This window comes from Bacillus sp. TE8-1, assembly GCF_008368855.1.
GTDB classification, from domain to species: Bacteria; Bacillota; Bacilli; order Bacillales; family Bacillaceae_G; genus Bacillus_A; species Bacillus_A cereus.
In genome coordinates, this window is sequence record NZ_QPET01000021.1 from 274,370 (window position 1) to 287,649 (window position 13,280).

Here is a 13,280-nt window from a genome sequence, read left to right on the forward strand (position 1 = left end):
GCTTTTTTCGTTTAAATGTAGTAGCTATGAAATGATGTGTTTTAAATGTTAAACGTACCATAAAAATTTTGAAAATAAATTGATGGGAAATGATAAAAGACTTGAGCCTGAGGTAGTGGAGCGTGGCTAGGATGATAAAAGGTAGTGCTACTTGGATGGGCACCATGATGCCAAAATGAAGGGGTAGCTTGACCTGGTGATTGGTATTGTTGCCAAATTGCTGGAAGTTCAATGCCGACATCGGAACTTGCTGTATGAACGGCGGGGGCATGTATTTCGGGTATCGAAGGAACCGCGACAGTTACTCTTGATGATAATACCCACATAAAATAATCACTCCTAAGTTGTGATAATAAATTAGCATATTCTTTTCACACGTATAAAGGTACATATATAGGACTTTCGTTTAAAATATGCGTACAAAGTCTTAAGACTAATGTAAGCTGATGGTGGACTATTTAATATGAAAAGATACGTCTATTTGCGGAGGGAAAAGAGATAAAAAAAATATACAATGAGGGTGTTAATCGTAATATTTTACGAGTGTATGGAGGTATTTTTATGGAACGATTATGGACGAAATCATTTATTCAAATGACTTTCGCAATGTTATTTTTATTTACAGGATTTTATTTACTTGTTCCAACGCTCCCGCTCTTTATTAAAGAGATAGGTGGCAATGAATCGCAAGTTGGACTTATGATGGGGATGTTTACAATAGCTGCTGTTGTAATACGACCGATTATTGGAGGAATGTTAGATCAATATGGTAGAAGATCCTTTATTATTTTCGGACTCATCTTTTTTGGCTTAACGATGTACTCCTATAATATAGCATCGACTATTGTCCTTTTAGCTGTTTTACGTGTTATTCACGGAGTAACATGGGCTGTTTCTACAACAGCTGTTGGAACAGCAATAACGGATATTATTCCAGATTCACGCCGCGGTGAAGGTATGGGTTGGTATGGGATGTCGATGACAATTGCAATGGCGATTGGACCTATGATTGGATTATGGGTTGTGCAAAATTATTCATTTGATGGTCTATTTTTATTAGCGACGTTGTTATCTTTTATGGCAGTTGTATTATCATTAATAACGAAGATCCCATTTACGCCACAAAAAGAAAAAGGGAAAATTCATCTATTTGAGAAATCCGTATTAACAATCACGATTGTAGTATTCTTTTTATCGTTTGCATATGGAGGAATAACAACCTTTTTACCGTTATTTGCATCATCAATTCATGTAAACCCGGGAACTTTCTTTCTTGTATATGCAATTGCATTAACAATTGTAAGACCAATTTCAGGGAAACTATTAGATAAGTATGGAGAAGTATTCATCATACTTCCAGCATTATGTATTACTATTTTAGCTATAGTTGTTTTAACTATCTCAAATGGTTTGATAGGTGTAATTATCGCAGCAACATTATACGGTATTGGATTTGGTTCAGCGCAGCCAGCTTTGCAAGCGGCAATGCTTACAATTGTCGATCCGAGTAAAAGAGGAGTTGCAAATGCTTCATTTTTTACAGCGTTTGATTTAGGAATCGGGTTAGGTGCTATTTTACTTGGAGTTGTTTCACAAATGTTTGGTTATCGTATTTTATTTTCAGGGAGTGCAATTTCAGCATTGATAGCCTTAATTATTTTCGTCTTCTTTGTAAAACAACGATTAGGAAAAAAAGAGTTTGCGTAAACTGGAGGAATAAATATGAGAATTTCAATTGATCGTAAAGCTCTGCAATGGTTCCAGGAAGAATTACGTATAAAGCACGGTGAATCTGTACGTTTTACTGTAAGGTACGGAGGGGATAGTTCAATTCAGCCCGGATATTCTTTAGGGGTTGTTGCTGAGAAACCCGATGGCGAAATAGTGTCAGTTGAGAAGGAAGGTATTATATTTTTTGTAGATTCTGATGATCTTTGGTATTTTCAAAACTATGATTTATTTGTAAGTTATCATGAGGAAATGGAAGAAATTCAATTTAATTATGTAAAATAATAACTTTATTAAAAATGAATAAATTTTATATAAAAATTATATTTAAGAGATAGTGAAATAAATATCATATAGTAACGAGCTGTATTTATGTACAGCTCGTTTTTTCTATTTCTCAAATAAAATTAGAATAATTGTATATTTGGCGGTGTTATATGAAAAATCTTTATATCTTGTTTTTGAAAATACGCAAAGAAGTCTATCCTTTCTTTATAAAATATAAGAATTATTTTCAAAAAATTGTATTGTTACAGTAAGAAAAGTGTAGGAAACTTATCATTATAAAATAAATTGAAATCTTCTAAAAACTCTGATACATTGAAATGGAAATGTAGTTTCACAATATTGTAAAGGCTTACAGTTATGTGCACGAAGATCTATTAGGATTGGAGGAAATAATGATGAAAGCTGAAGAGAAATTTTCCCCGGGATTAGATGGTATAGTGGCAGCGGAGACGAAAATCTCGTTTCTTGACACAGTAAAAGGTGAAATTGTAATTCAAGGGTATGACTTAATCGAACTCTCAAAAACAAAAGAGTATTTAGACATTGTGCACCTTTTATTGGAGGAACACCTACCGAATGAAGATGAAAAAGTAACACTTGAAAAGAAATTAAAAGAAGAATATGCAGTACCAGAAGGTGTATTCAACGTACTAAAGGCATTGCCTAAAGAGACGCATCCCATGGATGGATTACGTACAGGTGTGTCAGCGTTAGCTGGTTACGATAATGATATCGAAAACCGCTCGTTAGAAGTGAATAAAAGCCGAGGGTACAAGCTGTTAAGTAAAGTGCCAAACATTGTAGCGAATAGCTATCATATTTTAAATAATGAGGAGCCAATTGAACCTCTTAAAGAATTATCTTATAGTGCGAATTTCTTCTATATGTTAACTGGTAAAAAACCAACTGAACTTGAGGAAAAGATCTTTGATCGTTCCCTTGTTTTATATAGTGAGCATGAAATGCCAAACTCTACATTTACAGCTCGCGTTATTGCATCAACACAATCAGATTTATACGGTGCTTTAACAGGTGCAGTTGCATCTTTAAAAGGAAGTTTACATGGTGGTGCAAATGAAGCGGTTATGTACATGCTTTTAGAAGCTGGTAATGTTGAGAAATTTGAAGAGTTATTACAGAAGAAACTATATAACAAAGAAAAAATTATGGGCTTTGGACACCGTGTTTATATGAAGAAGATGGATCCAAGAGCACTTATGATGAAGGAAGCTTTAAAACAGTTATGTGATGTAAAAGGTGATTATACACTATATGAAATGTGTGAAGCTGGAGAAAAGATTATGGAAAAAGAAAAAGGAATTTATCCAAATCTTGATTATTATGCAGCTCCAGTATATTGGATGCTAGGTATTCCAATTCAACTTTACACACCAATCTTCTTTAGCTCTAGAACAGTGGGATTATGTGCGCACGTTATTGAGCAACATGCAAATAATCGTTTGTTCCGTCCTCGTGTAAATTATATTGGCGAGCGACATGTACTTAGTAAATAAGAACAACTGGGGAGTTGTTAGCGCCGCCCGCCAGATGGGTGTTTGACCGACACCCATCATTAATAATAACGAATTTTCGACAGAAAGGGAAGAATAGCATGATTAAAACAAATGAAATTAAGCAAAAAGATGCATTATTAGAAGAGATTACCGATTATGTATTAAATAAAGAGGTTACTAGTGCAGAAGCATTCAGTACAGCTCGTTACGTATTACTTGATACACTTGGATGTGGAATTTTAGCACTGCAATATCCAGAATGTACGAAATTACTAGGACCAGTTGTGCCAGGAACAATCGTGCCAAATGGTACACGTGTACCAGGTACGTCTTATGTACTAGATCCAGTAAAAGGTGCATTTAATATCGGATGTATGATCCGTTGGTTAGACTATAACGATACTTGGCTTGCAGCAGAGTGGGGACATCCATCTGATAACCTAGGCGGAATTTTAGCAGTTGCAGATTATATTAGCCGTGTTCGTATTTCAGAAGGAAAAGAAGCTTTAAAAGTACGTGAAGTATTAGAAATGATGATTAAAGCACATGAAATTCAAGGCGTGCTTGCTTTAGAAAACAGCTTAAACAGAGTTGGTCTTGACCATGTATTATATGTAAAAGTAGCAACAACTGCAGTAGTTGCGAAAATGCTTGGCGGAACACGTGAAGAAATCTTTAATGCATTATCACATGCGTGGATTGATAATTCTAGTCTTCGTACATATCGTCATGCTCCAAATACGGGCTCACGTAAATCATGGGCTGCAGGTGACGCAACGAGCCGCGGTGTTCATCTTGCAATGACTGCTCTAAAAGGTGAAATGGGTTATCCAACAGCATTATCTGCGCCAGGATGGGGATTCCAAGATGTATTATTCAATAAACAAGAATTAAAATTAGCAAGACCACTAGAGTCATATGTAATGGAAAATGTATTATTTAAAGTGTCATATCCAGCAGAATTCCATGCACAAACGGCTGCAGAATGTGCAGTGAAGTTGCATCCGGAAATTAAAGAGAGATTAGATGAAATTGACCGTATTACAATTACAACTCATGAATCAGCAATTCGTATTATTGATAAAGAAGGTCCATTAAATAACCCAGCTGATCGTGATCATTGCTTACAATACATTACGGCAATTGGTTTATTAAAAGGAGATATCGTTGCAGACGATTATGAAGATGCAGTAGCAAACGATCCACGTGTAGATGAATTACGTAATAAGATGGTTGTTGTTGAAAACAAACAGTACAGTTTAGATTACCTTGACCCGAACAAGCGCTCAATCGCCAACGCTGTTCAAGTTCACTTTAAAGATGGCACAGTAACAGAAAATGTGGAATGTGAATATCCGCTTGGTCACCGCTTCCGTAGAGACGAAGCAATTCCAAAAGTTGTTCAAAAATTCACTGCAAATATGGCAGGTCATTATTCTAGTAAACAACAAGAACAAATTCATGAAGTTTGTTTAAATGAAGAAAAACTAGAAAATATGAATGTAAACGAATTTGTAGATCTATTCTTAATTTAATAATAGGGGGGAATTTAGAATGGCTTGGGTTGTGAAAAAGCAGTCAACACAAGAGGAGCTTGCGAATCGATTCCGAGCTTTAGTAGAAGCAAATGAAATTTTGCAAATTCCAGGTGCTCATGATGCAATGGCAGCTCTTGTTGCGAAAAATACAGGTTTTTCAGCTCTTTATTTATCAGGAGCTGCTTATACTGCAAGTAAAGGTTTACCAGATTTAGGTATCGTGACGTCTACTGAAGTGGCTGAGAGAGCAAGAGATTTAGTAAGAGCTACAGACTTACCTGTTCTTGTTGACATTGATACAGGATTTGGTGGTGTACTAAATGTGGCGAGAACAGCTGTAGAAATGGTGGAAGCGAAAGTAGCAGCTGTCCAAATTGAAGATCAGCAATTACCAAAAAAATGTGGACATTTAAATGGTAAGAAACTTGTTACTACAGAAGAATTGGTTCAAAAAATTAAAGCGATTAAAGAAGTTGCACCGAGCTTATACATTGTAGCACGTACTGATGCTCGTGGCGTTGAAGGATTAGATGAAGCAATTGAAAGAGCAAATGCATATGTAAAAGCAGGTGCAGACGCAATTTTCCCTGAAGCGCTTCAATCAGAGGAAGAATTCCGTCTATTTAATAGTAAGGTAAATGCACCTTTGCTTGCGAATATGACTGAATTCGGAAAAACTCCATATTATAGTGCAGAGGAATTTGCGAATATGGGTTTCCAAATGGTTATTTATCCTGTAACTTCACTTCGCGTTGCAGCGAAAGCGTATGAAAATGTGTTTGCTTTAATTAAAGAAACAGGTTCTCAAAAAGATGCACTTTCTAATATGCAAACGAGAAGTGAATTATACGAAACAATTTCATATCATGACTTTGAAGAGTTAGATACTGGTATTGCAAAAACAGTATTATCAGAAGATCAATAGATAAAGCAGCGAAGGCGATGAAAATACATCTTTGGCAAAATAAAATGCTTGATGTGAAAAATCATCGCCTTCTATTTTCAAAAAAGATATTCCACTCATCGTAGACGAGCATAAGCAAAAAGCTATGAAAGCCGAATGATAGGGGGATACATATGGAGAAAACGAAGTTACCATGGGATGAATTTTTTTCACTTAATAAAGATATAAATCATACTTACTTTACACCAGAAGATTTTTCAGGTGATGAAGATTTAATCGCAAAAACGACAGAACAATTCGTTAAACAAGAAATTGTTCCACAAATGGAGAATATTGAACAACATAACTATAAAGTTTCTCGTCAATTATTTGAGAAAGCTGGGGAACTTGGATTATTAGGCATTGAGGTACCAGAAGATTATGGCGGGTTCGAGTTAGGAAAGGCTGTCTCAGGTCTTGTAGCAGAGAAAATGGGTTACGCTGGTGCGTTTAGCGTTTCTTTTAATATACACGCTGGTGTCGGTACATTGCCTTACATATATTATGGAACGAAAGAGCAAAAAGAAAAATATTTACCGAAAATCGCATCGGGAGAATGGATTGGGGCTTATGCTTTAACAGAGCCAAATGCTGGTTCGGATGCATTAAGTGCAAAAACAAGCGCCGTATTGAATGAAGAGGGAACAGCTTGGAAGTTAAATGGTGAGAAACAATGGATTACAAATGCTCATATGGCAGATGTATACGTTGTTTTTGCGAAGACAAATAAAGGAATGACAGCGTTTATTGTCGAAAGAACATGTGAAGGTGTATCTATTGGATTAGAAGAAAAGAAAATGGGGATTAAAGGTTCTTCAACAGCGACTCTTATTTTAGAAGATGTTGTCATCCCTGCTGAAAATGTTTTAGGGGAAGTTGGGAAAGGGCATCACGTAGCCCTTAATATTCTTAACTTTGCTAGACTTAAACTTGCTTTTGGAAATATTGGAACAGCAAAACAAGCAATTGGTTTGTCGGTTCAATATGGAAAAGAGCGAAAACAGTTCCAAACGGAATTAGTAGACTTTACGATGATTCAAGAGAAAATTGCAAATATGATCATTGCTACATATGGAGCCGAAAGTGCAGCTTATCGTACGGCAGGTGTAATCGATGAAGCAATTCATGAGAGCGATGAAGATCTTATGAAGAAAATGTCCCAATTTGCAATTGAATGTGCACTGAATAAAGTAAATGCTTCTGAAACACTTGCTTATATCGTAGATGAAGCTGTACAAATTCATGGTGGTTACGGTTATATGCAAGAGTATGAGGTAGAACGATTATATCGTGATGCTAGAATTAGTCGTATTTTTGAAGGAACGAACGAAATTAATAGATTAACAGTTGCTAAAATGCTAATGAAGCAAATCGAACAATTAGAAGATACTGAAGTAGAAAGTGATGTAGCAAATGTAGAAAGAAACCATCGTTACATTTTATTAGCGAAAAAATTGTTGAAACAATCTTTGAAAACGCTCTCTAAAACTCCAGGCCTAAAAATTGACCAAGAACAAGAATATTCACGTGTAATTTCAAATATGTTGACGGACGTGTACGTCATGGAATCAGCGTTTTTACGTACGAGAAAAGCGGTACGTAAAAATGGTGAGGAAAAAGAACGTACGAAGCAATTAATAACGGATGTTATTTGTGAAGAAGGATACCGTAAAGTAGAAGAAGCGACGATTTCTGTACTTTCAGCAGCTGTCACAGAAGAACAAGATAGACATGTGATTTTAGCTGAAATCCGTCAATTATTAGTGCCTTTATACACGAACGTATTTACGAAGAAGAGAGAAATTGCGAAAACCATTATAAATCGCGGGAAATATATTGTGTAAATAGGAGGAAAGCGATATGAAAAAGATTGGTTTTATCGGTTTAGGTAACATGGGCCTTCCAATGTCAAAAAATCTAGTTAAATCAGGTTACACAGTATATGGCGTGGACTTAAATAAAGAGGCGGAAGCGTCCTTTGAAAAAGAAGGCGGAATTATCGGTCTATCAATCTCAAAACTAGCAGAAACATGTGATGTAGTTTTTACAAGTTTACCTTCACCTCGCGCTGTTGAAGCGGTATATTTTGGAGCAGAAGGATTATTTGAAAATGGTCACTCGAATGTAGTTTTCATTGATACAAGTACGGTATCGCCGCAGTTAAATAAACAGTTAGAGGAAGCTGCAAAGGAAAAGAAAGTAGACTTTTTAGCAGCACCTGTGAGCGGTGGTGTAATCGGAGCCGAAAACCGTACATTAACGTTTATGGTTGGTGGATCAAAAGACGTATATGAGAAAACGGAATCTATCATGGGCGTACTAGGCGCGAACATTTTCCACGTTAGTGAGCAGATTGATAGTGGTACAACTGTTAAGTTAATTAATAACTTATTAATTGGTTTTTATACAGCTGGTGTGAGTGAAGCTTTAACATTAGCGAAAAAGAACAATATGGATTTAGATAAAATGTTTGATATTTTAAATGTAAGTTACGGTCAAAGTAGAATTTATGAACGTAATTATAAAAGTTTTATAGCACCTGAAAACTACGAGCCAGGATTTACTGTGAACTTATTGAAGAAAGATTTAGGATTTGCAGTTGACTTAGCTAAGGAAAGCGAACTCCATTTACCGGTAAGCGAAATGTTATTAAACGTATATGACGAAGCGAGTCAAGCTGGATATGGTGAAAATGATATGGCTGCTTTATATAAGAAAGTTAGCGAGCAATTAATTTCTAATCAAAAATAAATTATACAAAGGAGAGAATACAATGATTACAACTGAAATTAAACGAGTAAAAAATCACATTAACGGTGAGTGGGTTGAATCGACAGGTACGGAAGTAGAAGCAGTTCCAAATCCAGCGACTGGAAAAATTATCGCTTACGTTCCACTATCTCCAAAAGAAGATGTTGAAAAAGCTGTTGAAGCGGCAAAAGCAGCATTCGAAACATGGTCTAAAGTACCAGTTCCAAATCGTTCAAGAAATTTATATAAATATTTACAGCTATTACAAGAAAACAAAGATGAGCTTGCAAAAATCATTACGCTAGAAAATGGTAAGACGCTAACGGATGCAACAGGTGAAGTACAGCGTGGTATTGAAGCGGTAGAACTTGCAACATCTACGCCAAATTTAATGATGGGTCAAGCACTTCCGAATATCGCTAGCGGAATTGATGGATCGATTTGGCGCTACCCAATCGGAGTTGTTGCTGGTATTACACCGTTTAACTTCCCGATGATGATTCCGTTATGGATGTTCCCACTTGCAATTGCTTGCGGTAATACATTCGTATTAAAAACATCTGAAAGAACGCCACTTTTAGCGGAGCGACTTGTAGAATTATTCTATGAAGCAGGTTTCCCAAAAGGCGTATTAAATTTAGTGCAAGGCGGAAAAGATGTTGTAAATAGCATTTTAGAAAATAAAGATATTCAGGCTGTTTCGTTCGTTGGCTCTGAGCCGGTAGCTCGTTACGTATATGAAACAGGTACGAAACACGGAAAACGTGTACAAGCGTTAGCAGGTGCGAAAAACCATGCGATTGTAATGCCAGATTGCAATCTTGAGAAAACAGTACAAGGTGTAATTGGATCTGCATTTGCAAGTAGTGGAGAGCGCTGCATGGCATGCTCAGTAGTAGCAGTAGTGGATGAAATTGCTGATGAATTTATTGATGTATTAGTAGCAGAAACGAAAAAATTAAAAGTAGGCGATGGCTTTAACGAAGATAACTATGTTGGACCATTAATCCGTGAATCTCATAAAGAGCGCGTTTTAGGCTATATTAATAGCGGTGTAGCAGATGGGGCAACTTTATTAGTAGATGGCCGTAAAATTAATGAAGAAGTTGGAGAAGGTTACTTTGTAGGTGCGACAATCTTTGATGGCGTGAATCAAGAAATGAAAATTTGGCAAGATGAAATTTTTGCTCCAGTATTAAGTATTGTACGTGTTAAAGATTTAGAAGAAGGTATTAAACTAACAAATCAATCTAAATTTGCAAATGGTGCGGTTATTTATACGTCAAATGGTAAACATGCACAAACATTCCGTGATAACATCGATGCTGGTATGATTGGTGTAAACGTAAACGTTCCAGCACCAATGGCATTCTTCGCATTTGCAGGAAATAAAGCTTCATTCTTTGGTGATTTAGGTACAAATGGTACAGATGGCGTTCAATTCTATACACGTAAAAAAGTTGTAACTGAGCGCTGGTTTTAATATAGAGTAAACAACCAAATCAGTTATTAGATGAAAACCACCACTATTAATAGTGGTGGTTTTCGTCTTGTTAATTATTTTTTTCAAAAGCTAGTTTAATACCAAATCCAATTAGGACGACTCCTGTTAGCCCTTGAATATAACGTTGCGTCTTCGGTTTTTTCATAAAAGCACTAATTTTATCAATTAAAAATATATAAAATGCAAACCAAATGACTGTTAAAACGAGGTAAGTAAGGCCCATTACAAGAAGTTGGATAAATGTATTATGATTTGGATTTAAAAATTGTGGTAAAAAAGTTAAAAAGAAGACTGCTACTTTAGGATTTAATAAATTTGTAAGAAATCCTTGGCAAAAGCAAGAAGTATGTTCGTTTTCATTATTCAAAGATAGATCATTTGTATCTAAGTTTTCTTTGTTTCTTACTGCTAAAAGGGCTTTAATACCGATATATATTAAATAGAGAGCCCCAACGTACTTGAAAATAGAAAATAAAAGAGCTGACTTTACAATAAGTGCAGAAAGACCAATTACAGCAGCTAAAGTATGAATTAATAGTGCAATACATGTACCAAACACTGTTTTCACTCCACCGACTTTACCAGCAACCAATGTATTTTTCGTAGCCATTGCTGTATCTGGACCAGGTAAAATGATGAGGCAAATAGACATAATGATGAAAAGAAGATAATTTTCTATCATAGCCGTCCCTCCTTTTTATTTTTAGAATATTTGATTAAAATCAGTGTAGCACAAAAATGGATTTAATAAAATTAAATTTTATTAAAAATAATTAAATAGAAAAGACTATATAGTAGCTCTAATTACACTACTATATAGCCTCGATTTTATACCGCTATTTGCGGGTAGTAAGATTTTCACCGCACAAGATTTAGCTGAAGAAAAGAAGTTAGGTGGGGGATGAACAAAACCTCCCCTCATGACAATTTCATTTTATGCATTAAGTAAGTTAAAGAAACGATTCACATCTTCTTCTGAAACGTCACTTAACTGTTTATATTTATAATTCGGATTTTGATCTTTATCAACGACAACGGAGCGTACTCCCTCGAAGAAATCTTCATGTCTCATGAAATTTTTAGCAAGTATAAGGTCCGTAGCGAAACATTCTTCAACGGATTTATCTTTTCCATCAATAAACTGTTTTAATGTTACTTTTAGTGAAATAGGGGATTTTGATAACAGTGTTTCTTTCGTTTTTAGAGCAAAGGAACTTTCATCTTTCTCCAATGAATGGATGATTTCTTCAATTGTATCGAAAGCAAAATGTGAATTGATTACTTCTAATGAAGGAGCAAGCTCGCTTTCTAAGTTTGGAGCAGTTGCAAATGTACGAATAACTTCTTTTAAATTAGTATGTACATCATCTTCTTTATGCCAATTTACACTTTCAAGTTCAGTAAGAAACTCTGGTAATGAATCAGATGTCATAAAGTAATCAGCAGCATTAATAAATAATACGTCAGAAGCTTTTAAAATAGATGCTGTTAAAGCAACGAATCGTCCTGTATATCCAGGCGCTTTATTTAAGAAATATGCAGCTCCGACGTCTGGGAAGAAGCCGATATTCATCTCTGGCATTGCCCATTTCGTACGCTCAGTTACAATGCGATACTTCGCACCATTTGTAAGACCGACACCACCGCCCATTACAATTCCATCTAAACAAGCAATAATCGGTTTTGTATATTGATAAATATATGTATCAATTTCATACTCTTCTTCAAAAAAACGTTCTGCATGTTGCAATGCCACTTCATTGGAACGCGCTTCATAAAGAGTTTTAATGTCGCCGCCTGCACAAAAACCTTTTGTGCCAGCTCCTTTTAACACGATAAGTGCAATACGCTCATCGTGTTCCCACTCTTTAAGTTTTTGTCCGATAGGTTGTAACATGTCATAAGATAAAGAATTAAGTGCTTTTGGACGGTTTAAAGTAATTGTTGCAACGCCGTTTTCACTAACAGAAAATAAAACTTGTTCAGTCATAATGCATCCTCCCTTACATATCTTCTTATTCTTAATTCTTGATATGTACTGAAATGTCCTTTATAAATTTTGTCAAAAGTTGACGGTAAATATTAATTTGGTCACTGCATATTTTGACGAGTTATCTTTGCAGGATTTCAGAGACTGAGGGGGAATATTACAACATTACTGTAAGTGTAATTATTTGAAGTTATAATGATAAAAGCGCTATTATATAGGTGTGAAATGTTCATTATCAATTCTAAAAGTGTGTTTGAAGAAAAAATAAATCGTACAATTGTAATAAAAAATTTTACACTGAATTAGAAATAGAGAAAGGAGAAATCGGAATGCCAGGACCTTTACTATTGTCGGTTATTATTTTGTCTTTTTTAATGATAGGAATAACGCAGTATTTTCATCATACAGATACGACAGAAGAAGTGAAGGATAAAGTACGTCTCGTATTTCCGATTTTTATAATATCTATTTCATTCTGTATTTTATTAAATAAAGATGGCTACATTGTCGCAGTGTTCTCATTTTTCGTCGCAATCGTCTTAATTACCGTTTTATATTATGTAATGAAAGACTTTATACAAAAATAAAGATGTCACAATAGGCATTTTTATTTTGGGGAAAATGTAAAATTTCACATACCGTATTTTATATAAAATACATAAAGCATATAACAATAGAAAAGTGTGTACTTTGCTGTGTATGTACTTGTCAATCTTGCATAGCCACTATACTATTAAAATGTAGAGATTATAAAAAGGGGTTGTATCTATCATGAAATTTGAGATGCACACAAAAATTATTTCAAATGAAAAAGAAGTAAGATTACATATTGAAGAAAATATATTTCAATTAATATTGGATGGTTATCACTTATTTACAGTTCAAGAAATATTGCCTTTATATAAATCAAATGAAGAAAGAATTGGAAGTGCAACGATATTGAAGCTAGAGTGGGAGAACGGAAAAACTACAATAAACTATCAACTCGTTTCACTAAAATCAGTAAATTAAAAGGAGTAGAAAA

The 13,280-nt window shown here is 35.1% G+C and carries 13 protein-coding genes; 10 read left to right on the forward strand and 3 right to left on the reverse strand.

Features of this window, described 5'->3' with window-relative positions:
• Positions 1 to 41: 41 nt before the first annotated feature.
• On the reverse strand, positions 42 to 326 hold the full coding sequence (locus tag DN404_RS20410; protein WP_000270101.1) for a hypothetical protein: 285 nt from the start codon (positions 324 to 326) through the stop codon (positions 42 to 44).
• 235 nt (positions 327 to 561) lie between these two features.
• Between DN404_RS20410 and DN404_RS20415 the strand changes: the two genes are divergently transcribed.
• The 8 genes from DN404_RS20415 to DN404_RS20450 all read left to right on the forward strand — a co-directional run bounded on the left by DN404_RS20415 (position 562) and on the right by DN404_RS20450 (position 10,245).
• Positions 562 to 1,707, forward strand: coding sequence for an MFS transporter (locus DN404_RS20415; RefSeq protein ID WP_149215384.1), 1,146 nt, complete (start codon positions 562 to 564; stop codon positions 1,705 to 1,707).
• Between the two features lie 15 nt (positions 1,708 to 1,722).
• The gene (locus DN404_RS20420; protein ID WP_001222842.1) at positions 1,723 to 2,013 is read left to right on the forward strand and encodes a HesB/YadR/YfhF family protein; all 291 of its coding nucleotides are present in this window, start codon (positions 1,723 to 1,725) and stop codon (positions 2,011 to 2,013) included.
• A 395-nt stretch (positions 2,014 to 2,408) separates the two neighbouring features.
• Positions 2,409 to 3,530 (forward strand): citrate synthase, encoded by a 1,122-nt coding sequence (gene mmgD / locus DN404_RS20425; RefSeq protein ID WP_002041090.1) that lies wholly within the window; start codon positions 2,409 to 2,411, stop codon positions 3,528 to 3,530.
• Between the two features lie 98 nt (positions 3,531 to 3,628).
• Complete coding sequence (prpD, locus tag DN404_RS20430) at positions 3,629 to 5,065, forward strand: 2-methylcitrate dehydratase (RefSeq protein ID WP_000598123.1); 1,437 nt, start codon at positions 3,629 to 3,631, stop codon at positions 5,063 to 5,065.
• 19 nt (positions 5,066 to 5,084) lie between these two features.
• Positions 5,085 to 5,993 carry a methylisocitrate lyase gene (prpB, locus tag DN404_RS20435; protein ID WP_000312639.1) on the forward strand — a complete coding sequence of 303 codons (909 nt, stop codon included), beginning with the start codon at positions 5,085 to 5,087 and terminating at the stop codon, positions 5,991 to 5,993.
• Positions 5,994 to 6,145: 152 nt separating this feature from the next.
• Complete coding sequence (locus tag DN404_RS20440; protein ID WP_006918546.1) at positions 6,146 to 7,855, forward strand: acyl-CoA dehydrogenase family protein; 1,710 nt, start codon at positions 6,146 to 6,148, stop codon at positions 7,853 to 7,855.
• Between the two features lie 16 nt (positions 7,856 to 7,871).
• Positions 7,872 to 8,762 (forward strand): NAD(P)-dependent oxidoreductase, encoded by an 891-nt coding sequence (locus DN404_RS20445; RefSeq protein ID WP_000719409.1) that lies wholly within the window; start codon positions 7,872 to 7,874, stop codon positions 8,760 to 8,762.
• 22 nt (positions 8,763 to 8,784) lie between these two features.
• Complete coding sequence (locus tag DN404_RS20450) at positions 8,785 to 10,245, forward strand: CoA-acylating methylmalonate-semialdehyde dehydrogenase (protein ID WP_000633344.1); 1,461 nt, start codon at positions 8,785 to 8,787, stop codon at positions 10,243 to 10,245.
• A 70-nt stretch (positions 10,246 to 10,315) separates the two neighbouring features.
• Here DN404_RS20450 and DN404_RS20455 read toward each other — a convergent pair whose 3' ends face one another.
• Both DN404_RS20455 and DN404_RS20460 read right to left on the reverse strand, forming a co-directional pair.
• Positions 10,316 to 10,948, reverse strand: coding sequence for a LysE family translocator (locus DN404_RS20455; RefSeq protein WP_149215385.1), 633 nt, complete (start codon positions 10,946 to 10,948; stop codon positions 10,316 to 10,318).
• Positions 10,949 to 11,200: 252 nt separating this feature from the next.
• Positions 11,201 to 12,256: an enoyl-CoA hydratase/isomerase family protein gene (locus DN404_RS20460; protein WP_000139776.1), complete on the reverse strand. Its 1,056-nt coding sequence runs from the start codon at positions 12,254 to 12,256 to the stop codon at positions 11,201 to 11,203.
• Positions 12,257 to 12,585: 329 nt separating this feature from the next.
• On the opposite strand from DN404_RS20460, the gene DN404_RS20465 reads away from it, so the two are divergent.
• Together DN404_RS20465 and DN404_RS20470 are read left to right on the forward strand one after the other, a co-directional pair.
• The gene (locus tag DN404_RS20465) at positions 12,586 to 12,843 is read left to right on the forward strand and encodes a hypothetical protein (protein WP_001119404.1); all 258 of its coding nucleotides are present in this window, start codon (positions 12,586 to 12,588) and stop codon (positions 12,841 to 12,843) included.
• Between the two features lie 184 nt (positions 12,844 to 13,027).
• The gene (locus DN404_RS20470) at positions 13,028 to 13,267 is read left to right on the forward strand and encodes a DUF2584 family protein (protein ID WP_000667346.1); all 240 of its coding nucleotides are present in this window, start codon (positions 13,028 to 13,030) and stop codon (positions 13,265 to 13,267) included.
• Positions 13,268 to 13,280: the final 13 nt, after the last annotated feature.